The following is a 21,857-nucleotide window of genomic DNA, read 5'->3' as shown; positions in this document are numbered from 1 at the left end:
AATAGCGAAGCACAATCGCTGTTCACAGAGCCAGCAAACGCGGGCACCGCACTAGACGCCGAGAGTCGGTATCCCCGCGCCGGAATCGTTCCGAGGGTGCCAGATTCTCCGCAGTTAAACACTGTCGGTACACGTCGATTCAATCGCAACACGCACGATGGCCGTAACACATCCACAGGACTCCCCACCGAGTTGAAAGGAGGTTCATTGTGATCGATGGCGACGACGACCGACGCGCTCACCGGGATCACCAGCACGAACCACGGCAGGACGGTGCGACCGGCCCGACCACCCCCTCGGGTGCGCGGCGCGATCTCGAACAGCCGCCCACGGCAACGCGCCGCCGTCGAATCGTGCCGTGGACCGTCGTTGCGCTGGTCGCCGCCGCTCTCGGCGTAGCGGGATGGGCCGTTTCCGGCGACTGGCACTCAGTGGCGCGGAATTCGGGCACCTCGACCGCCTCGCCGGCCGCCGCGGACGCCGACGACACTCCCTCAGTCGCGGCGCCGCGGCCGGTCAGCCAGCAGCAACTCGACGCGCTTCCAGCGGCCACGGTTTTCGGCACCGTGCTCAACGCGACCACGGATCCGCAACCTGATGGCACACCCAGCGGCCGGCTGGTGCACCCGACCACAACGGTGCCGCTCTACAGCTCGCCGGGAGGTCTCGCAATCGCGGCGGTTCCCCCGACTCAACTCGTCAGCGACACGTGGCTGCCGATCGTTGCCGAACGGCCGGGCTGGGTCGAGGTACTTGTTCCCAGCCGTCCCAACGACTCCACCGGCTGGATCTATCTCGACTCCAGGATCGTCACGGCACACAGTCCATACCGGATTGAAGTCGACCGCGCGACGTTCACCATGACCTTGGTCAACAACGGCACCATCGTCGCCCAGTGGCCGGTGGGTATAGGAAAGCCGAGCACACCCACCCCGGCGACCCGAACATTCATCCTTGCATCCATTAAGGACAGTCAGGCTACGGTGTCGCCGATCGTGCTCCCCCTCGGAGCCCACAGCGAGGTCTTCGACTCCTACGGCGGTGGGCCCGGCACCCTCGGCATTCACACCTGGCCGAACCCCGATTCCTTCGGCCGCACCAGCTACGGCCGACCCAGTTCTGACGGCTGCATCCGGATCCCACCGGACGCACTGCGGTTGCTCAGCACAGAAGTGCCCATCGGATCTCCCGTGCTGATCAGGTGACCAGCCACGTCCGACTCCGCCGGGGCGGCAGCGAAACCCAGGAGGACCAGTGACCCGAACCGCTACTCGAACAACGCACACCGCCCTGGCCAGCGCTGGCGCCATCGGCCTTGCGGTCACCGGCATCATCGGCCCGGAGCTCAGCGCCAACCCGACGGCGCGTACCGCCGCGACTACATCGTCGGCTTGCCACATATCGGCGACCGCGGACGACCCCGTCAGTGCCACACCGTTGGCGTCCATTGACCACGCAGTACGGACCGCTCCGAGTTCAGCTTCGAGCCGGGACAGCGCCGCACACGCAGAAGCGCCCGTGGGCGCGCTGCCCCTCAGGGACAAGCCGATCAGCGATCAGTGCGTCGAGGGAAAGGCCCGCTACGACCACTCACGCAGCACATCGCCGCCTCCCGACACCCAGTTCTCCTACCGCGGCAGTCCCCAGATCACCGTCCGGACCGTCGACGCGGGCACCGTAGCCGCGGAGACGATCGCTGTCGCCACCGCGGAGCACGGCCCGAACACGCCGCCGGCCACCGGGCCGACGGCTCCCCCGGGACGACCGCCCGCCACCTCACCCGCTGACAACCAGCTCAGCTCGGACACCCCCGGCGGCACGTCCGACCAGCCCGCACCCAAGCCCACTCCACGCGTGGGCCACCACCCGGTGACCGGCTGACCCATCACACGTCCGGTGCTCTGCGCCGACGCCCGGTGCGCCCGCTTCCCTTCCCAGGACGCAAGCGCCCGGGGCTACACCACAAACACACACATGAGAGGAACGCCATGGGCATCATCACGAAGACCCACCTGCGCACCGCCACGATCGCCGGCCTGGCTCTGGCTGCCATGGTGACTGGTGGAGCCGCCGCGAACGCGGCACCGGTCACGCACGTCCACGCTCCGGCCGCGACGACGACCCCGGACGTCGGCGCGCCCGGTGAAGGTACCGGCAACGAAAACGTGCCCGCGATCGCACCGGACGGTACACGGATCACCTCAGACCCTGGGGTACGCGCTGCGGGGCCGACCACTCCGGCCGCTCCGGCGTTCTCCGCGCAGGGCTGGATCGAAGTTCGCGGAGTCGCCGCCGGTGCGCGGATCCGCAGCAGCCCCGTCTCCGGCACCGTCATCGGGACCATCCCCTACGGCGCGTACTACTGGGTCGGCTGCAAGCGCGTCGCCAGCGACGGATGGGCCTGGGGCTGGGCCTCGCACGCCGGCCGCTACGGCTGGGTCCGTTCGGACCTGTGGCACGTGGTCCAGAACACGGCGCCGGGGGGCGGCGGGACGCCGACGGTCCCGTGGTGCTGATCCGGCTGAGCGCTCGTAACACCTGATCCGACATCCGCTCCACGTCTTGAGGAGAAACCGTGGTCTCGGTCATGCCCATTCCCGCCGTCAACGACGCCACAGGTCAGCGCGCCGACATCCTGATCTGGCCGCTACGCGTGTCGTCAGGGGCAGCCGAGACCCCGTGTGGCCGCGCGGGGTTCCCATGCAGACGGGAATCCCGCGCGGTCGACGCGGACCGCCCGGTGTCTCGGATACGGGTACTCCAGCACCTACCCGGCACGTCGATTGCCCTCCTGCCCACTGCGGTCGGCGCCGGGCGGTCGGTCGACCAGCGTGCTCCCGCACAGCCGTCGTCGTGTCGCCCGGCACGTCCGACTCCGCGTCGGAGGACGTCATGAACGGCCCGGACGGCGCCCCGTGGCTGGACTTGTCCGCAGCCGAGCTGCCCGAGCCGCTCGACGCGGCGGCCGATGCGGTAGCCGACCTGTCCAGCCGCATTCAGCGCTACCCCGCGATTACAGCTACCGATTTGAGCGAGGCGCTCGCTGACCGCCATCAGGTGCCGCAGACATCTGTAGTGCTCGGCGCCGGCTCCGCCAGCGTGCTGGTCCGGTTGCTGTCGCTGCTGCATACCGACGAGCCGCGGCCGGTCGGCGACCGGCGTGAGGTGGTCTACGCCGAACCCGGTTTCACAGCGTTCCCGCACATCATCAGGCTTTCCAGAGGAGTGCCGGTGGCCGTGCCGCTGGCCCCCGACGGTAGCTGCGACCTGTCCGCGATGCGGGCGGCGGTCGGCTCGTCCACCTCCGCGGTCATCGTCGCCAATCCCCACAATCCCACCGGATCCGTCACGCCACTCGCGCGGCTGCGGGAGTTCGGCCTGCGGTTGCCCGAACCGGTGAGGTTGGTACTCGACGAGGCGTACAGCGAGTTCGAGCCCGAGCTGATCGAGAACGCCGGAGAGCGGGCCCGCTGGACGTCTCGGACGGTGGTCACCCGGACGTTCTCCAAGGCGTACGGACTGGCTGGCCTTCGGGTCGGATACGCCCTGGCTCACGAGAGCATAGCTGCGCGCGCGGCCTCGCTCGCCGTGCCCTACGAGGTCAGTTCAGCCGCTGTTGTGGCAGCACTGGCCAGTCTCGCCGCTCCCCGCCAGCTCCAGAGCCAGATCCAGAATGTCCGGTCCGTGCGCGAGCAGATGCATGCCGGCATGGCCGACCTCGGTGTGCGCTACCCGGTGTCGGGCGCGAACTTTCTGTGGCTGCCGCTACGGGAGGAAGCCGCGTCGTTCGCGCGGCATTGCCGTGCCTTCCGGTTGACGGTCGCGCTCTTTCCCGGGCACGGGGTGCGTGTCACCGCTGGCTCCCGGCATGGAGCAGAGCGATTGCTGGCCGCCGCGGCCAGTTGGGCCAACCACAGAGCCAGCACACCGACGGTCGGATACGTGCCCGGGCCACGCGGGGGCCAATCATGACCGAGCGGCTGGATGCACGGACCTACCCGCTGGGGCTGGGCACGATCGCCGTGGGCACCAGTGGCTACATCATGACCGGGCTTCTCCCGTCGGTGACTGCCGAACTGCATGTCAGCCCGGCCGCCGCCGGGCAGCTGGCCACCGTGTTCGCGCTCGTGTGCGGCCTGGCAGCGCCGGCGACCGCGGCGGTGACGAGTCGGTGGGGACGACGCCGGCTCTTGGCAGGCACACTGGCCCTGACCGCGGTCGGTAACGCCGTGGCGGCGCTGGCCCCGGCGTATCCGGTGTTGGTCGCCGGCCGCGTCATCACCGCGCTGGGCGCGGCGGCGTTCATTCCCGCCGCCACCGCGGTGGCGGCGGCGCTGAACCGGCCGGCGGACCGCGCGCGGGCCAGCGCCGTGGTGTTCGTCGGGCTTGCGCTGGCGGTCCTGATCGGTGTCCCGTTATCGGGGCAGCTGGGCGAGCGCATCGGCTTCCGCGGGGCATTCTGGTTGGTCAGCGGGCTGTGCGTGGCGATCGCCGCCACGATCGCGGTGATCGTGCCGAGCGTGGCCGTGCCCGTACCGATGCCCCCACGGGAACGTCGCGCGGCGGTCGCGGACCGCCGTGTCGCAGCAAGCCTCTTGGCCACCGTGCTGGCCTGCATGGCAACCAGCACTCTCTACACCTACCTGTCCCCCGTGCTGGACGAACTGTTCCACGCTGACGCGAACACCGTCACCGTGCTGCTAGCCGTGTTCGGCCTCGGTGGCGTCCTCGGCACTCTGCTGGGTGGCCGTGCCGCGGATCGCTACGGCGGACGCCGCTCCGTTTTGGTGTGCACCGCGGTGTGCGCAGTGGCGCTCGCCGCATTACCGCTGTTCGACGGTGCGATCGGCGCCGCTGCCGTTATCGCAGCGGTGTGGGGCTCCGCGTACTGGGCGCTCAATCCGCCGGTGGCCCGGTGGCTTCTCGACCTGGCACCACCTGCACACCCTGGCCTGCTTCTGCCGTTCGGCGGATCCGCGATCCAGCTCGGCAACGCCGCTGGTGGCATCTTCGGTGGAGTCCTCGTCGCCGAAGCCGGCGTCGCCGTCCTCGCCCCGGCTGCCGCAGCGCTCGCGATAGCAGCCTGCGGGGTGGCAGCGGCGGGACGCGCGCCGCGCCAGCGAGCACCACACGTCGGCAGCCACGCGACTTCCACCCCCGGCCGCGTTCAACCACCAACCAGTAATGATATCCGCTAGGTCGAAACCGAAGCCGCACCAGGACGCATGCCCCTGCAGGAGGTCCTCACCGTCGCCGAAGTCCGATGACCACGTGAGCGGACTGGCCGAAAGGAGCAGACGAGTCGATGCAAGAAGATCAACGAGACCAGAAACCCAACGTTCGTCAGCCACCTAAGCCGCGGAGCGTGACGTGGCTGAGTGCTGACCCCGACATCGGCCCAACCCCCGGAGCGGTGATCGCGTATGCCCATGTTCCGCACTCCGACGGTGTCACGTACACCGCGCTGTGGCAGCCTTCGAACCCCGACGGCGCGATCTTCATCTGCACGCCGTCGGAGTGGGACGCCTTCGTGAAAGGTGTAGCGGTCCACTCACCAGTTCACTGAGCAGTGCGGGCCCGTACGCATGAACTCAACAACCTCGCGGCAACTGTGGCGCTTCACTTCGGGGGGACGCGTAAAGGCCTGGCCCAGTCGTCCACAAATTCCGGGCGGTAAGGCTCGACCCGGGATTCCGCCAATCCGGTCACAAGCGTGTCGGCCCTCACGGATTGGGTGGCGTTGATCCGTGCTGGCCCGCGGCCCGATGGGGACAGTGGCATCACCAACGCTCAACATTGCTCACTTGCAACGGCGGATTCTCGGAAGACTCCGAGTAGTGTCCGGAAGATCATGCGCCCGGATCGGAGTCCAAACCCAGCGCGACGCGCCGGTGCTCGCCGAGCGTGCTGTGGACCAGTTCACGATGAAACCGGCTGGCACAGACACGGCGGCCATGGAGGCGGGCGACGAGTTGTTCAACGTGGCGGCAGTGTTCGCTGTCGCTGCCAGTAGATCCTTCCCGCGCCCGAGGAGAATCTCGCCGTCCGCATATGCGCACACGCCCAATAGCCCGGGCGCGGGTGACCACGCCGGATGGTAAGAGACCATTTTCGTCATCACGAATCAGGCTGACCCAGCCAGCTCACTCAGGAAGCCAACTCGCACGCCAGAGATGATCAGGCTGAATGAACAGGTACTCCTGCGGCCTGTTGAGATTCGGTGTGCCGTCGGGCGCCACCACGTAGACCTCCGCAGCGCGAATGCGCTCACCGCTCGCGGCGAACCTCGCAGTCGGCTGGCCGGTATCGATCGACTCATCGCGTTTCCGAGCCAGGTGGTTGGCACCAGGCTCGTTCATCGTGTTCTCCTCGAGGGACTGGTCATCGTTCCTCACTTCAAGCGCCGGATTTCCGAGAGAGGGTCATCAGGGCTGCCAGGGCCAAAGCTCCTGACTTGTCGCCAATGTTCCAACAGTAGCAATGACGCCCCGGCGATCCTGGCTTTGGACGGAGCGAGTCCTGACTGGCCGATGAACCGGGCATGTGCCGTGCCGCCGGACCGGCTGATCGCCGTGGCTCCGGACCGCCTTGATCACCGTCCATCGACACCGATACCGTGGCAGGGACCTCGTTTTCCCTGCGCCAGCGGGGGTTGTGCGGCTACCCGGCCTCCGAGGTCAGTGCCGGGCACGCCAGCCTGCCTACGTCGACGCGCCAGGAGTGAAATCAATGTCCTATCGCCCCAGCTTGCCCGCTGCAGGCCGTCCCACCGCGGCGGGAGCACGGTGAGGTTCTACGCCGGAATCGACTGGTCCGAGAAGCTCAACGACGTTGCCGTGGTCGACGACAGCGGTACCGTCGTTGCGCGATTGCGTGTTCCCGAGTCGCCACAGGGTGTGCGAGACATACTCAGCCTGTTGTCCGGTGTCAGCACCAGTTCGCGACATCGACGCAAGGGGGTGCCAGTCGCTATCGAGGCCAGCGGTAGTCTTCTGGTCACAGCGTTGCGGCAGGCTGGCCAGCCTGTCTATACCCTCAACCCCGCGGTCGTGGCGGGCTACCGCGGACGACTCCACCCCACCAAGCGGAAAAGCGATAAAGGCGACGCTGTTGTGCTCGCGAATATCCTGCGTACCGACCGCCACCACCACCGTCTTCCGCCGGCCAACAGCGACTCTGCCGCCGCGATCCGCGTTCTCGCTCATGCCCAGGACTTCGAGGCCCGCACGCAGCGCAGGCAGGGACTACGACTGCGGTCGCTGTTGCGGCAGTTCCACCCGGCCATGGTCCAGGCCTGGCAGGGTTATCGCGGCGGCCTGCTGCGACCAGAAGCCCTCGCCGTCCTGGCCTGCGCCGCCACCCCGGCCGAAGCGACCAAGCTGACCGTAGTCCGATGGCGTCACCTCCTCGCCCAAGCCGGGCGCACCCGCTGCTTGGACCAGCAGGCAGCGCGCTTGCATGCCCTGGTCCGTCAACCCTGGCTACGCCAGAAATCCGCGACTGAGGCCGCGCTGGGAACGCAGGTCCGTGCCGCTGTCGCCGAATTGCGGCATCGCGCGGGCACAATCACCGACCTGACCGTCGCGGCGACCGCCGCGTTCGCCGAACATCCGCACGCCCCGATCTACCTGTCCTTCCCCGGGGTCGGCCCGCTGACCGGCGCTCGACTCCTCGGCGAAATCGGGGACGATCCCTCGCGGTTCGCCACCGCGCGGGGCCTGCGAGGTTACGCCGGCGCCGCGCCACTGACATGGGCCAGCGGGAGCGCCCGGCAGGTCACCCACCGCCACGTCGCCAACCGCACGCTGAAAGATACCGCGTTCCTCTGGGCGTTCGCGACGCTGCGGCAATCACCAGGCTGCCGGGACTACTACGATCGTCGCCGGCAGTGCGGTGACACCCACGCCGCCGCATTGCGCAAGCTGTCCGGTCGGCTGCTCTCGTGCCTGCACCACTGTCTGCTCCACGGCCGTCACTACGACGAACGCACTGCCTGGGAACACCCCGGCCAGACAACACTGGGATGATCGTCTGGCGGCCGGGCAGGAGATCGCCGGAACACACCTGGAACCACCCCGGGCCAATGAGCCCTTGAGCGGGAGCGGTGCCGGCGATCCCCTGCCCGGCCGCCGCGCCACTGCACCGGCCTCGTGGGCGAACTCACGCAGGGACCGCTGACGCCGGGGGGTGCGGTCGCGCGGACCTGCTATGACGAACTGGGCTTCGGCGCGATGCCTGCGGGCTGTACTGCATCACCGCTGCAGACCCGCACCCTGAGGAAGTCCAGCTACCACGACAGGTGGCAGCCGATTCGCGCCTCCGCGCGTGAACTGTCGTGTCCGGCGCCGGAGACCCAGAACGACAGTCTCACGCAGGCATCCTGCAATGGAGGCGCATGCACGACTGCGAGCACCTCGTCCTCATCGAGGCCCAGCACCTGTCCCGGCACCAGCACCCAACCTCCTTTCGACTACTATTCGAATACCTTTTCGATAGGCTTATAGGGTAGGCTGGTACTCGCTTCCGAGTAGCCGGCGAGAAGGAGTCACGATGGTTGTCGGGATCCTCACGGAGAAGCCGAGCGCGGCGCGGCACGTCGCCGCGGCCCTCGGGGGGATGAGTGGTACGTACTCCGGCGAACCGTTCGTCATCGCCCATGCCCGGGGCCATCTGTACGAGTTCGCCGAGCCGCACAAGATGGTCGGTGGCCGGGGCTTGGCGCAGAAGTATCAGCAGTGGGACCTGGGCAATCTGCCGTGGGACCCGGATGACCTCGACTGGAAGCTCGAGCTCATCAAGGACGCGGGCCCGGTCGCGCGGGACGTGCAGCGCGCGCTGGGTGGCTGCGACGAGATTGTCATCGCCACCGACGTGGATCCCACCGGGGAGGGCGGCATGATCGCCGTGAACACTTTCCTGGAGCTGGGGTTGAAGCCCAGGATCTGGTCACGGATGTACTTCACCGACGAGACCGTGGCCTCGCTGCGCAGGGCGTTCACGAGTCGCACGGTAGTCCCGTCACTGCGGGATTTCGACGAGTACAAGAAGGCGCGCTACCGCTCACAGTTCGACTTGCTCTCGATGCAGTTCACGCGGATCGCCACCACCATGGCGCGGTCGTCCGGGCAGAACACCGTGCTGCGCCAGGGACGGCTGAAGTCGGCGATGATCAAGCTCGTCGGCGACCAGCTCAAGGCCTACAACGACTATGTGAAGAAGCCGTTCTTCCAGAACCGGTTTCGTGACGAGAACGACGTGATGTACACCAACCCCGACGAGCCGCGGTTCGGCCGCAAGGAGCAGGTCCCGCGGCAGTACGGGCCCTCGCCCGTGGTGCTCGACGACAAGGCCGTGAAGCGGACCGCTCCCCCGAGGCTGCTGGACCTGGCCGCGCTGTCCGCGCTACTGGCCGGCAAGAACGTCAAGGCGAAGCTCGTGCTCGCGACCTATCAGAAGATGTACGAGGACCAGGTCGTCTCGTACCCGCGTACGGAGGACAAGACCATCACGCCCGGGCAGTTCGACGAACTCGCTCCCTTGGTCGACAGGATTGCGGGCGTGGTGGGCGTCGACCCGAAACTTCTGACGCATCGCGCGCCCCGATCCACGCATGTGAAGCCGAAGGGCGCACACGGCGCGAACCGCCCAGGCCCGGCGGTGCCCGCGTCGCTCGACGCGGTCGAGCAGAAGTACGGCAAGGCGGGACGGCTGATCTACGAGACACTGGCGAAGAACTACCTGGCGATGATCGCCGAGGATCACCTCTACGAACAGCAGAAGGGCCACGTCGAGAAGTACCCGGCCTTCCTCGGCGTCGCCCACGTACCGCTGTCGCTGGGATGGAAGCAGGTCTTCGATCCCGACGCGGGCGACGCCGCCGACGACGAGAACGAGTCGGCGAAAGGCCTGGGCTGCCAGGCCGAACCGTTCGTCTTCGAAGGCGCGAACAAACGCCCTGAGCATCCGAGCATGCGGTGGCTGATGAAGCAACTGGAGCGGCGCGATGTCGGGACCGGCGCGACACGCACCTCGACATACTCCGACGTGACCTCGACGACGGCGAAGTATCCGCTGCTCGTGGAAAAGGGGCGCAAGCTCCTGCTGGCCAAGGCCGGTGAGATTAGCTGGCACCTGCTGCCGGGCACGCGGATCGGTGACCTCGGACTCACCGAGAAGGTCTACGCCGACATGCGCGACATCGCCGCGGGAAGGACCACGGCCGAGCAGTGCCTCAAGGTCGTCGCCGGCTGGGTCGTCGAGGACATCGCCACGATGCAGACGAACGCGGCGACGATGCGCTCGGCACTGGGACTGAGCAAGACCCAGGTATCCACCCGCGCCGAAGGTGTGTGGCAGACCGCGCCCGGCGGTCCGAAGAAGGTCGCGTTCAAGAAGATCTGGTCGGACCACGAATTTTCGGACGACGAGGTCACGAGGCTGCTTGCCGGTAAGCAGGTTTCGTTCCAGGCCACAAGCCACTCAGGCACGCCCTTCACCGCCCACGGCAAGCTCGGCATAGGCACGTTCAAAGGACGCACGTACGTTGGCTTCCAGCTCGACGCTCCGGGCGGCCCGACGACGTGGTGCGGGCGGACCTTCACCGCGGCCGAGATCACAGCGCTCGAAGCCGGGCAGTCGCTCACGATCGACAACTTCGTCAGTCCCAGGACCGGCAACAACTTCGGCTGCTCGGTGCGCTGGGACCCGACGGCGAACAAGATCGTGCCCGACGTTGGGATGCCGCCGTCGTCCTGGTGCCGGGTGACCTTCACTGACGCGCAGCGTCAGGACCTGGCAGCGGGCAAGACGATCGAGGGCACAGGGTTCGTGTCGAGGAAGGGCAGGAAGTTCAATGCGCGGCTGACGTGGAAGGACGAGAACGGGACGAAGAAGCTTGTTCCGTCGTTCGACTGATGCCGGCGCGCCCGACGCCGCCCCGTGCAGGTGACCTGGACGGGCTGGGGATGACCGCGCCAGATCCGCACCGGCTGACCTGTCACGCGCCCCCATACCCCACAGGCCATTTCAGGTGCTCCTCACGAAGGAGGGCGTTCGGACAAGCGGCACGACGAGAGGCGTACTCACGGGGAGACACCGATGGCGAAGATGTCCTACAAGGTGCCGACGAGCATCAACAGGTCATTCCTGGATCACGAGATCACGCTGAGCAAAGGCGGATGGGCGGCGAAACCCTCACCCATCAAGCAGCTGTTCTTCTTCGGCGGCGGCGGTCTCATCCTCCTGTGGGTGACGACCTCGACGTTCATCTCGAGCGCATCCCCCGTCTTCATCACGCTGTTCGTGATCTGGGGGCTGGCGGTGATCATCTACTTCGGCGGGATGACGAAGACCAAGCAGCTGCGAGCGATGACCCTGCCCGCGCTCCTGGCGTACGCACCGGTGAAGGCACGGCATGTCTACACCCGCCGCAGCTCGGCCCCCTCGGACTTCCACTCGATCGTCGGCATCGACGCTATCGACGCCGACGGGCGGATCCACTTCTCCGATCACAGCGAGGGGCAGATTTTCCTGGTCGTCGGCTCGGCGAGCTACCTGCTCTTCGACGCCGACCGGATCGGGATCCTCGACCGGGCCGACTCGTTCTGGCGCAAGGTCGACACCAGCTGCGAGTGGCTGACGATCACCACCAAGGAGCCACAGCGGATCTACCACCAGGTGGCGATTCTGGAGAAGCGCAACCAGGCGCTGGCGGTCCGCGACCCCGATCTGGTCGAGCTGCAGAACGAGCAGTACGACATCCTGACCCAGCACGTGGGCGGGAAGTTCACCTCCATCCACCAGTACCTGCTACTCAAAGGCAAGAGCGCGGACGCACTGCGCCGGGGACGCATGGTTCTCCAGGCCGAAGTCGAAGGATCCTCCCTGATGATCAAGGAAGCGACGGTCCTCGATCGCGCGGAGGCCGAGCCGATGCTGCGGGTCTTCTACCAGGGCATCGACGACGAGCCGTTGTCCCTCACAGCATCGCTGCGCTAACCACGCGGACGACAGCGCGAACGACGAGCAGACGAAGGACACCATGGCGCTGAGGACAAAGGCCCGGGCGCAACTGGGCATCCCGGGGCAGAACACGCACGACGCAACGCCTTCCAGGGCATCACCGGGTAGTTCCCCGGCTGCCGCGAAACCTGACGACGCGGCCGAGTCCACGAAGAACTGGTGGCGGCGACGCCAGGAGAAAAAGACGCTCGCGGGCGGCTTCGAGGCGCACCCGCACCTGCTGGCGCTCAAGCCGAAGGAGAAGTACCTCTTCCGCTCCGACTACTTCGAGGTCGACGGCTCAGTCGCCTGTGTGCTGGCGTATTTCCACGACGACGCGGCACATGACAACTTCGCTGCCTTCTGGGGCATCGACCGGATCCCGGATGGCCTCGACGATCGGGTCACCGCGGTGGTCTTGGAGCAGGTGCGGCGTCGAGACGACAAGTGGATCGACTCGTTCACCAAGCAGTCCGAGAAGCTCGACAGGCTCGACGCGACCGAGCAGGAGGAAACGGGCACGACCTCCTCCAGGCGCAAGGCCGCGAAGATCTCCTCCGACCTGGAGATCACCATCGGCGAGATCCAGGACGGTGCGAGCTACCTCTCGGTGCACAACCGGCTCTTCCTCAAGGCACCCGACCTGGAGACCCTGGATGACTCGATCGATCGGATCACGCGCCTGTACATCGACCGGTTCGGCACGCTCACGACAGCCGCATACGCCGGTGAGCAACGCCAGGAGCTGTCGAGCCTCTGGAAGAACAACGACAAGAAGCGCGGCAGGGGCTTTCACTTCACCTCGACCGAGCTGGCCGGTTCGTACTCGCTGGTGACCAACGGTCTCAACGATAAGGCCGGCGAGTACGTCGGTTACATGGTCGGTGACGTCAACAACTCCGCCGTGCTCATGGACGTCAACACCTACGCCCACCATCTTGTCGTGGCGGACGCGACGCTCAGCGACTATCTCGACCGCCAGCGGGTCGCGAACATGTGGTGCTCGAAACTCTCGCAAGCCTGCCTGCTCGGCAACGGCAACGTTGTCCATCTCGTTCTCGACGGGGTGGATCTCGACAAGCTCGGCCCGACGTTCGCCCGGCTCACCTCGCGCGTCGACCTCAACGCCGGCGACGTGAACATGTTCGAGATGTTCGGCGACGAGGCCGAGGAGCTGACCGTCTTCGCCGCGCAGATGGAGAAGCTCAAGCTGATGTTCGAGCAGCTCTACGAGACCACTGATGGCGCGATCGGCTCGATCATCCGCAGTGCGCTCGAGGACACCGCGACGGACTTCTACGTCGAACAGGGAATGTGGCGGCACAACGCCACAGAACAGCGCCACCGCCTGCGCGTGGTGAACATCCCGCACGAACAGGCCCCCCGCCTGCAGATGTTCGTCTCCTACCTGGCCACAGCCCACAAGACGCTGCTCCACTCGTCGAAGACGGATCCGGATCAGCTACGGGCGTACAACGTGCTGCGGGGCATCGCGAACACCATGCTGAGCACGAACGGCGACCTGTTCAACAACCACACCGCCAGTGCGGTCGACGGCGTCCGGGACTCCCCACGCGTGATCTACGACTTCTCGCGGCTGATGCGCCGCGGCAAGGGCGTGGCCATGGCACAGCTGGTCAACATCGTCGGGTTCGCCGTCGGCAAGGTGGGCCTGGGTGACACCGTGATCATCCATGGCACCGAGCTGATCGACGACCGGGTGAAGAACTACCTGCGTACCCAGTTCGACCATCTACACGAGCGCGGCGGCCGCGTGGTCTACAGCTACAACGATGTCGACACGATGCTCGAGGACTCCGATTTCAACAAGTTCGACGCCGCGGACTACACGCTCTTCGGCCCGATGCGCGACCGGACAGTGGCCGAGTACCAGAAGCAGTTGCACCAGCAGATCCCGCCGGACCTTGCCCAGCTGATCACCACGAAGGGCGAGAACCTCACGTTTCTGCGCCGTGACGTGTCCAACGTCGTGTTCCACCTCGACCTCGCGCTGGGGATCAACCCCCACCGTGAAGCCCAGCGCAGGCAGGTACGGCTCGAGGCGGCCAAGGCCGAGGAGGCCGCGCGGATGGACGCGATCATGGACGACACGCCGGTGGCGGGTGCGAACCTCACCAGCGTCCGGATGGCCGAGGCCGACGGTGACCTCCAGGAAAGCCGGCCGCGGCGCACGGCCAGCCACGCGCAGGTCCCGGAACAACCAGCAGGCGGCACCGGCACGATCACCGCCGACAAGCCCGCCGGCACGCGGAAGGCCCCACGGAAGCCGGCGAAGCGATGAGCCGGATCGCAGCACCACGAGACCGTGAGGACACGGGCATCGCACGCGGAAGGCGGGCCCGATCGCGCAGCGGCGCGCACGCCCGGATCGTCCTCGCGCGTGTGCTCGTTCTCGGGCTGCTCGCGGTGCTGACCGTCCCGCTACTGGCGACGGCGCTCGCGCCAGCGACGTCAGCCGCCGACGACGAGGATGAGCGCGACAACTACTCGCTCTACCAGCTGGCATCGAACGCATCGTCGTATTTCAGCCAGGAGAACTCCCCGGAGGGCCAAGCCGATCCCGCGGACCGGATGACTGAGGACTGGCAGAAGGTCACGAGCAGCCCCGCCACAGGCGGCGACATGCTCGGCTACGCCGACCCGGAGTTCAGCCTGGGCGACGTCGTCGGCTGGCTCTTCGCTGAGATGTCAGGGTCCTCGCAGACCATCGGGTACGGGACGCTCACCGCTGCCGACGGCGACGGTGACGGTGCGGACATCTACGCGGGCATGCTCGACTACGCCCACTTCGGCGCGACGAACGCCGACCTCGGGCTGGACACCATGTCCTCGGGCATCGGCGGCCTGATCGTCAGCATGATCGGCGGATCAGGTATCTGGGTGCTCTACGCCCTGGCACTGGCCGCGGGCACGCTGTTTTACCTGATCATCCAACTGCTCAAGCTCGTCAACCCGTTCATGTGGTTCTACCAGGCTGTCTCCGCGGTCAACGAGACCTTCGGCCAGGGAATGGTCTGCGCGACCGACAGTACCGGCGCTGAGACCTGCCACACCGGCGGCGGAGCTCTCGCAGGCCTGCAGACCTGGATCAGCGACTGGTACGGGGTACTCACCAGTATCGCCTGGGAAGTGCTGGTCCCGCTGTTCCTCGCCTTCACCGTCATCGCCTTGGTGCTGTTCAAGAAGATGGACCGGGGCGCGGCGATCAAGAAACTCGTCGTGCGCCTCGTCTTCATCGGCGTGGGCCTGCCGCTGCTCGGCTCGCTGTACACCGGTGTGCTCGACAAGTTCGACGACTCGCTGCTGGGCCAGCACTCCGGCCCCACCCGCGTGGTGCTCTCGACCTACGTCGACTTCGAGGCCTGGGCGATGCGCGACCGGCTGGGGATCCCCGATGCGGCATCGATCGCGTGGAACAACGGGCAGGCCAGCTCCGAGGCACTGATGTCGGTACGCACCAGCGCACTGGCGATTAACAAGCAGTCGCACGGAGACACCTACGCCGGCCTCCACGTCGGGCAGAAGGCCACGGACGCAGAAGCAGCCTGGCGTGACGGCACCACCGGGGTCGGCCGCACGGCGACCGACGACGCCACCGCGGTGTTCACGACCTTCGGGATCATCGGCGACTACATCACCAGTAGCGAGGTCGCGGCCTCGGACTTCGAGTCCGGGATCAAGAACTCGATCACCAAGCTCGGCGTGGACACCGAGGACAAAAAGGAGTGGTTCATCGAAGAGGACGGCTACGGCGACCTGGATGACTTCGGTGAGGAGACCGACTACGGCCCCACCAACCACCCGGTGCTCTCCGTCGGCGACGGCGGCCTGACCTCGAACAGTCCAGGTGGCCCTGCGAAGACCTACACGACACCGGGTACGAAAAGCGGGTGCGGGTTCACGGTCTGGACCAACGAGGCGCCCGCCTCCTGCAACCTCTCGGCGCTGTCGATGTACAACTACCTCAACACCGGCTTCGGCCCCGATTCGATGACCATGTACTCCTCGAACAACGCCACCAGCGGCTTCACCCGCGAGAACCACATGACCGTGAGCCAGGTAGGCACCGGACCGGCGAAGTTCATGTACTGGCACAACGCGGCCACCGTGCTCGGTTCCATCGCCCTGCTCGGCTTCTGGTACGCCATCGGCATGCTGGTGGGCGCGGTCAAGCGCACCTTCAGCCTCGTCGCAGCCATCCCGTTTGCCACACTGGGCGCACTCGCCGCGATCAGCAAGGTGATCATCTACTCGGCCGCGCTGATCCTCGAGGTGCTGGTGACGCTGTTCATCTACCAGTTCGTCTCGGAGTTCCTGATCTCGATCCCCGACCTCATCGCCGGGCCCATATCGAGCCTGATGTCCCCGGACGGGCTCTTCGGCAGCGCGGTACTCGGCGGGATCGTCGTGGTGATCCTGACCCTGATCTCCTCGCTGCTGGTCATGGGCGTCACCTTCGCGCTTCTCCGGGTGCGTAAGGTGGTGCTGCAGGCGCTGGACGAGGTGTTCACCAAGCTCGTGGACAAGTTCCTCGACACGAACACTGCCCCGGCGCCGAACCAGGGCGGGATACTCCCTGCCCTGGCCTCGGGTGTCGGCGCGGGCGCGGGGATGGCCATGGGCAACAAACTCGCCTCGGGCCTCGGCGGCAAGCTCGGCGGCGGTTCCCGGACCCCAGGCGGCCCCAAGCCTGGTGGCACGACGATGTCACCGAACGCGGGTGGCACCAACGGCGACCCCAAATCCCTCACGGCAGGGACCCAGACGCTCGCCCTGGAAGGCGGGCCCCCTCCAGGCATTGAGGGCCCCAGCCGCCCCGGGTTGGACGGCGGCGGTCCCGGCGGTCGCAGGCTCGGCCCGGGCGGCGCTGGTGACGCGAAGTCGCTACCCGGCGGCAGCAGCCCTGACGGCAGCCCGTTGCAGCTCACCAGCGGCGCGGGAGGCGGCGGGCAGTCGGACAAGGAGACGGCACAGACCCTGAACAACCGTGGCGGACTCTCCAAACTGGGCTATGACTCCGGGGTCCAGCCTGAATCCGGCGACCCCCACGGCGGCCAGACCCACTTCGGCACTGGCGGCGTGCCAGGTCCTGAGCTCCAATTCGGCGCCGGCCAGCAGTCCGGCGCTCCAAACGCAGGTGGCTCTGCTTCCCACGGTTCCAGACCAGAGGAACGTTTCACTGCCAAGCCGCCGGTTCAGGGCACAGCTTCTGCTCCGGGCGAATCCGGCTACCGGCCCGCTCCTGGGGCAATGTCACGCCCCGCGGGGCTGGCGAACAAGCGTTCGGCAGGCCTGCAACGGACCACACCACAGACGGCTCCTACGCCGCGTCTGGTCCGCAGCCGGCCTCGAGTCGTGCCGCCGTCGGCCCCGATCGCCGATTCCGGGCCGCAGGATCAGGCTTCCCATCCGACCGGCTCGACGACACCTCCCGTGACCAAGCAGCCACGAAGCCCCGAGAAGCCGCGGCAAGCAGCCACACCGATCCCGCCGAACCGTGATGTCCACAGTCCTCAGCGGAAGCAGGACGAACCGGATGCCTGACCGGCCGTCGGTCTGGGAACCAGGACAGCACGCCCAACGGAGGCAATCGCGCAAGTTCTCCTTCTCGGGGTGGATCTTCTCGCCGGACACGGACCAGCGACGACCACGACACGGGCGGCGCTCGCTCACTTTGGGACTCTTCGTGGTGTCAACGAGGCCAGATCACGCCGCTCGTGGGCCGAGGTGGGCCCGAATAGGACTTTCACGCCCCGCGTCTTCCTCGCCACGGGTTCGATGCATCTGTCAGGGCGACGTCTGCCCAGTAATTGACTACGTCGGGACCTTTTTAAGACCATGACAGGCCCAAAATGGCGGTGGCGTGCCTCGGGGATAGCGGGTCGCGGATCGGGCGCCGAAACACCTGCGGGCACGTCGACGTCATCGAGCTATCGGCTGACGGTGAACAGCCGGCGGATTCATTCGAGGCGCGCTGGGCGAAGCCGCTCAGATCGCAGCGTTAGCAGACACACAGGGCGAGCCCCGTGGACACGATGTCCACGGGGCTCGCCTGGTGCGTCGCTGGTGTGAGAGTTCGTTGTGGTCTCATCATCCGCAGTACTTGGCCACGGCCGCTTTGCCCTGGTCGCTGTGCCGGGGCACGAGCACGTCGTCGTCGGTACCGTTGTGGAAGATGTACTCGAGCGCGATCGCGTCATCCTTGACCGAGATCGATCCTGTGCCTGGCTTGCTGCCGCTGCCGTCGGCGCCGTTATCGTCGTCCCAGATCACCGAAGTCTGGTCATCGGCGATCTGGCCGTTCGACTCAAGCTCGTACATGCCGTCGCCAGATCTGCCACCGGTCGCGATCTCGCCCTTGTCGATGTCCTCGAACGCTGTGGTGAGCATCGGGCACTTCTTGCTGTCGCTCGCGGTCAGCGAGAGGTAGGTGATCTTGGTGCCGTCGATCACGACGAGATTGCCGTGCTGGCCTTCGGTGATGCTGATGTACGCGCCGCCAGTACTCGTGCTGTCCCCGCCGCTGTTGTTACCCCCAGGGCTGCCGTTGTCGTTGCTGCAAGCGGCGAGCGTGATTGCGAACCCAACCAGAGCCGCTGTGGTCGCGGCCAGCTTTGTCCGCGTCACTCGAGCAGTCCTGGTGGTGTGCATCATGTTCGTCCCTTCTTCTGCGTGTGCCCTCCAAGTCAAGGAGGTGTTGCCTTCACACGGTGTCCAGCGTCTCGGCTCCATGGCTCCGCGCGGCGTCCCCGAGTTCAAGCATCTCGAGCCGCCACGGGAAGCCGCAGCTGGGCCTCAAGAATTTCCTGAATCAACCTAGATCACGTGATCGTTCACACTCGTGTTGTTTCTGGTAGCCAAGTATGGCAGATAGGTGTGCCATCGTCGCCCCGTTCGTGGCGTCTTGTGCAGATTCACGGTGTGTTCTCACGAAGGCTGTCGAGTCGCCGCTCGGCGAGGGCGAGCGCCAACTCGGTCTGGTTGAGCGCGTACTCGCCGTCGCGCACCCGATCATGGAGCACCTGCACCGGCACGCCGTCCGCCTCCTGGTCCGCGAGGTCGCCGAGCTCACGGATCTCGGCGCGCGCACCCTGCAGCTGTTCCTCTAGGTGCGTCGAGAGCACGCGGAGACGGCTGACTCTGTCCGCGGACCGACGTACTCGCGATTCGTGATCCAGGCACGTCGCCCCCTCGACCCAGGCACGCAGCTCGGCTTGGTCGAGGCCTGCCGGCAGCCCGGTGGCGAGCGGCCCCTCCGGCATAGGCATGTCGATGGGGATGTGTGTGAGCAGTGCGGCGGGAGTCGTGTCGAGTGCGTACGCGAGGGCCATCAGGTCGTCGACGGTGACGGTGCGCTGACGGTTCTCCATCTCGGCGATGAACTCGGCCGAGAGGGGGTGTCCGCACGTTTCGAGCACATAGGCCAAATCGTCGCGGGTGAGCTTGCGCAGTTGGCGGTAGTGGGTGATGGCGTCGGAGACGGCAAGGGACGTGGGCGGGAGAGACGGCATGGGGCGACTGTAACGAGCACGAGGGAGCCCTCTAAAGCAGTGGGTTCAAGGCACGGTCGATGCCCCAACCTGCGCTTGCGCTTCGTCGGCACAACGAGTTTCAGGTTGCGTTGAGGACGCCGCAGGTGCCCGGGTCGGGGCCGGGCCGCCACTCCGCGACAAGCTTTCGAGTAGCTATCCGATGGTGATTCGACAAATCATTAATAAGATAGGTGCTGACATCACACCGCTCATCAGATAGAGTGCAAATATCGCAGCAGCTGGCAATCGATGAACATCGGGCAGGGTCCATGGGTAATCAGCATCACGGCGAGAGAGCGGTTCTCCCGGACGCGACCACCCCTTCGACACCGCCTATTGAGGACGAGTGCTGGAAGAGCTTTTGGGCGAAGATGGCGACGATCTGGGCGTCGCTTTCGCCCGAGGTGCAGCATGAGTGCATCACCGAAGCCGCAGGGCTGCCAGTGCATGAGGGGCAGAACGCCGCCTCGTGAGTGGCATCGGAGAACACAACAGTCTCGTGGGCATGAGATCCGCTGGATCTGTTCCTCCGAGCCCGATCGACGAGGGTAGAACCGCCTGAACTCAGCGCAGAGGCAAAGGCACGGCTACGCCCGGACCACGACGACATTACTCGCGATCAGCAGCAGCCGACCTGCGCTCCGGACAACCCGAAGCGCGCCGCTTCGGCTACGGACGCACCGGCAGAGCCTGACCTTCCGCCGACCGAGTCGGCATCCTCGTGAATCGGCCACAACCTCACCGCGTTGACCGGCCAGGGCTCCACCAAGATGGCGCGTTTACACTGGCAAACCAACCACCCGCGCAGGAGACATCCCCACCGTCGAGGGCTCGGCACATCCAATAGTCGACATGGAGTCGCCGATTACCGCAGCATGATCTGGAAGGATGGTGTGCTCCTGAAGGTTCCTGGCTCACTGGCCATTCCGCAACGCCGAGATGCTGTGCAAGTTCTCCAGTGCGAATTCCGGCCAAGGGACGACTGAACCCACCGACCTACATGGGCACCCACGAGAGGCCCGGTGGACCGACGTACACCGGGCCTCTCGACCAAGTAGGCGTTACAGCCGCGGCCGGCCAGCCGGGCGAACTCCGTACGGACCCGTATCGGCATCTTTGGGCCACGGCACGATCACGGCCAGCGATAAAAGGCACGAAGCGTCAATTCGCAAACTGCGTCCGGACCAGGAACGAGAAGTACACGGAATTGCCGTAGCCACCGATGATCTTCCCATCGAGCCCGCCGGTGCCGACAGGAAGTCCTCTTGCAGTTAGGAAATCGCCGCCGCTGACCCGCAATCCACGGTCCCCGAGCGCGTTCCCTTCCAAGACGGCACTACCTTCGACATACACGAGGTTGAAGGTTTCGTCAGCCTGGAAGGTCACACCGTCGTACACCTCCGCCGGGAAGGCGTCCCGGGAACCTATGAACGCCCCGGTGCCGATGCTGCGACCCGCACAAGTCGGCAGGTTGACCTTCAGCAGGGTGTCCTCTGCAGAGAGGGCCGGACTGCTGCCATTGTGCACGTAGATCCTCAGTCGGTACGTCTTTTCCCGTTCCGCCGTGATCTTGTGTCTCCATAGATTTGGAGTGCTTTCATCACGCGCGCCATAAAACGCGCGCTCGTCACCAAAGTTGGAGTTGCTCTTCACTGAGTTGAACCCGATGTACGCACTCCCCTCCTCGCCGAACATGGGCCGCTCGGGTCCCCAACCCACAAGGACTTGAGACCGGTCGTCCGTGCATAAGGACGCGGCCGGATCGATCGCCGCGACCCCTGGATTACCGGAAACTTCGGGAAGGTTAACTTCGGCTACCACCTTCGGCGTCTCGCGCGCCCGCGTGGCGGTGACCACTGCGGCGGTCGCGCTGACCGCCGCCAACATGACCGACGCGACCGCTACGGACGTGGTCACCCGCCAGTGGCGGTGGCCGGGCTTCCACTCAACCGGGCGGGGCGAACCGAGCTCGGGCGGGACAACCGTTCGTTCTGTCACCTCGGACTGATCGCTGAGATCCGCCGTCCCGCTACACCCCGCCCCGCTCGGCAGCCCCATCGCCGCAGCCAACTGAGCACGGCACGAATCCACCCGCTTGCGATACGCCCATCGGTACTTCTCCACCACGCGCACCGCCACCTGCGCTGGGTCCGCGATATCCTTTTTGGCTGCCCGACGCCGCCAGGGTGTACACCACCGATGCTCAGTGTCGTCGCCTACGGCAGTCGTCCACCGACGGAGAGGAGAGGCCCGCAGGCGACTCACGGGCCTCTCAAATGGCCAAGTAGGCGTTACCAGCCGCGT

15 protein-coding genes are annotated in these 21,857 nt (G+C 66.4%); 10 read left to right on the top strand and 5 right to left on the bottom strand.

The genetic code is table 11. The features are described 5' to 3' along the window. Positions 1-209 precede the first annotated feature (209 nt). From L3Q67_RS25830 to L3Q67_RS25810, 5 genes are all read left to right on the top strand, one after another. Positions 210-1,205, top strand: a complete 996-nt coding sequence (locus L3Q67_RS25830; RefSeq protein WP_499184054.1) for a L,D-transpeptidase — start codon at positions 210-212, stop codon at positions 1,203-1,205. Between the two features lie 313 nt (positions 1,206-1,518). After that, the gene (locus L3Q67_RS25825) at positions 1,519-1,881 is read left to right on the top strand and encodes a hypothetical protein (RefSeq protein WP_499184053.1); all 363 of its coding nucleotides are present in this window, start codon (positions 1,519-1,521) and stop codon (positions 1,879-1,881) included. A 107-nt stretch (positions 1,882-1,988) separates the two neighbouring features. Beyond that, positions 1,989-2,516 carry a hypothetical protein gene (locus L3Q67_RS25820; protein WP_499184052.1) on the top strand — a complete coding sequence of 176 codons (528 nt, stop codon included), beginning with the start codon at positions 1,989-1,991 and terminating at the stop codon, positions 2,514-2,516. A gap of 376 nt (positions 2,517-2,892) precedes the next feature. Further along, a complete protein-coding gene (locus L3Q67_RS25815) occupies positions 2,893-3,972 on the top strand; it encodes a pyridoxal phosphate-dependent aminotransferase (protein WP_499184051.1) in 1,080 nt (359 codons plus the stop codon). Beyond that, the gene (locus L3Q67_RS25810; RefSeq protein WP_499184050.1) at positions 3,969-5,198 is read left to right on the top strand and encodes an MFS transporter; all 1,230 of its coding nucleotides are present in this window, start codon (positions 3,969-3,971) and stop codon (positions 5,196-5,198) included. Before L3Q67_RS25815 ends, L3Q67_RS25810 begins: the two co-directional genes overlap by 4 nt. A gap of 945 nt (positions 5,199-6,143) precedes the next feature. On the opposite strand, the gene L3Q67_RS25805 is transcribed toward L3Q67_RS25810, so the two are convergent. Then, on the bottom strand, positions 6,144-6,359 hold the full coding sequence (locus L3Q67_RS25805) for a hypothetical protein (RefSeq protein ID WP_499184049.1): 216 nt from the start codon (positions 6,357-6,359) through the stop codon (positions 6,144-6,146). 426 nt (positions 6,360-6,785) lie between these two features. Here L3Q67_RS25805 and L3Q67_RS25800 point away from each other — a divergent pair, with 426 nt between their 5' ends. Next, the gene (locus tag L3Q67_RS25800) at positions 6,786-8,027 is read left to right on the top strand and encodes an IS110 family RNA-guided transposase (protein WP_499184048.1); all 1,242 of its coding nucleotides are present in this window, start codon (positions 6,786-6,788) and stop codon (positions 8,025-8,027) included. 260 nt (positions 8,028-8,287) lie between these two features. Here L3Q67_RS25800 and L3Q67_RS25795 read toward each other — a convergent pair whose 3' ends face one another. Continuing rightward, positions 8,288-8,455 carry a hypothetical protein gene (locus tag L3Q67_RS25795; protein WP_499184047.1) on the bottom strand — a complete coding sequence of 56 codons (168 nt, stop codon included), beginning with the start codon at positions 8,453-8,455 and terminating at the stop codon, positions 8,288-8,290. 95 nt (positions 8,456-8,550) lie between these two features. On the opposite strand from L3Q67_RS25795, the gene L3Q67_RS25790 reads away from it, so the two are divergent. The 4 genes from L3Q67_RS25790 (at position 8,551) to L3Q67_RS25775 (ending at position 17,565) form a co-directional block, all read left to right on the top strand. Further along, positions 8,551-10,914, top strand: a complete 2,364-nt coding sequence (locus L3Q67_RS25790; RefSeq protein ID WP_499184046.1) for a type IA DNA topoisomerase — start codon at positions 8,551-8,553, stop codon at positions 10,912-10,914. Positions 10,915-11,097: 183 nt separating this feature from the next. Next, on the top strand, positions 11,098-11,997 hold the full coding sequence (locus L3Q67_RS25785) for a hypothetical protein (protein ID WP_499184045.1): 900 nt from the start codon (positions 11,098-11,100) through the stop codon (positions 11,995-11,997). A 43-nt stretch (positions 11,998-12,040) separates the two neighbouring features. Then, positions 12,041-14,302 (top strand): hypothetical protein, encoded by a 2,262-nt coding sequence (locus tag L3Q67_RS25780; RefSeq protein ID WP_499184044.1) that lies wholly within the window; start codon positions 12,041-12,043, stop codon positions 14,300-14,302. Beyond that, a complete protein-coding gene (locus tag L3Q67_RS25775) occupies positions 14,299-17,565 on the top strand; it encodes a hypothetical protein (protein WP_499184043.1) in 3,267 nt (1,088 codons plus the stop codon). Before L3Q67_RS25780 ends, L3Q67_RS25775 begins: the two co-directional genes overlap by 4 nt. Before the next feature lie 546 nt (positions 17,566-18,111). On the opposite strand, the gene L3Q67_RS25770 is transcribed toward L3Q67_RS25775, so the two are convergent. The 3 genes from L3Q67_RS25770 to L3Q67_RS25760 form a co-directional block, all read right to left on the bottom strand. Next, complete coding sequence (locus L3Q67_RS25770; protein WP_499184042.1) at positions 18,112-18,675, bottom strand: hypothetical protein; 564 nt, start codon at positions 18,673-18,675, stop codon at positions 18,112-18,114. Positions 18,676-18,935: 260 nt separating this feature from the next. Then, the gene (locus tag L3Q67_RS25765) at positions 18,936-19,532 is read right to left on the bottom strand and encodes a helix-turn-helix domain-containing protein (RefSeq protein WP_499184041.1); all 597 of its coding nucleotides are present in this window, start codon (positions 19,530-19,532) and stop codon (positions 18,936-18,938) included. 1,182 nt (positions 19,533-20,714) lie between these two features. Then, positions 20,715-21,692 (bottom strand): hypothetical protein, encoded by a 978-nt coding sequence (locus L3Q67_RS25760; RefSeq protein ID WP_499184040.1) that lies wholly within the window; start codon positions 21,690-21,692, stop codon positions 20,715-20,717. Between the last annotated feature and the right edge of the window lie 165 nt (positions 21,693-21,857).

Origin of the sequence: Saccharothrix sp. AJ9571 (assembly GCF_021725495.1) — a bacterium.
GTDB classification, from domain to species: domain Bacteria; phylum Actinomycetota; class Actinomycetes; order Mycobacteriales; family Pseudonocardiaceae; genus Amycolatopsis; species Amycolatopsis magusensis.
Note: the sequence above shows the minus strand (reverse complement) of the source record. Positions and strands in the feature narration are given on the sequence as shown.

Excerpts from the sequence above, each read along its gene's own strand:
- L3Q67_RS25770 (WP_499184042.1), bottom strand. The coding sequence starts at position 18,675 with ATGATGCACACCACCAGGACTGCTCGAGTGACGCGGACAAAGCTGGCC.
- L3Q67_RS25820 (WP_499184052.1), top strand. The coding sequence starts at position 1,989 with ATGGGCATCATCACGAAGACCCACCTGCGCACCGCCACGATCGCCGGC.
- L3Q67_RS25805 (WP_499184049.1), bottom strand. The coding sequence starts at position 6,359 with ATGAACGAGCCTGGTGCCAACCACCTGGCTCGGAAACGCGATGAGTCG.
- L3Q67_RS25815 (WP_499184051.1), top strand. The coding sequence starts at position 2,893 with ATGAACGGCCCGGACGGCGCCCCGTGGCTGGACTTGTCCGCAGCCGAG.
- L3Q67_RS25775 (WP_499184043.1), top strand. The coding sequence starts at position 14,299 with ATGAGCCGGATCGCAGCACCACGAGACCGTGAGGACACGGGCATCGCA.
- L3Q67_RS25765 (WP_499184041.1), bottom strand. The coding sequence starts at position 19,532 with ATGCCGTCTCTCCCGCCCACGTCCCTTGCCGTCTCCGACGCCATCACC.
- L3Q67_RS25780 (WP_499184044.1), top strand. The coding sequence starts at position 12,041 with ATGGCGCTGAGGACAAAGGCCCGGGCGCAACTGGGCATCCCGGGGCAG.
- L3Q67_RS25810 (WP_499184050.1), top strand. The coding sequence starts at position 3,969 with ATGACCGAGCGGCTGGATGCACGGACCTACCCGCTGGGGCTGGGCACG.
- L3Q67_RS25790 (WP_499184046.1), top strand. The coding sequence starts at position 8,551 with ATGGTTGTCGGGATCCTCACGGAGAAGCCGAGCGCGGCGCGGCACGTC.
- L3Q67_RS25785 (WP_499184045.1), top strand. The coding sequence starts at position 11,098 with ATGGCGAAGATGTCCTACAAGGTGCCGACGAGCATCAACAGGTCATTC.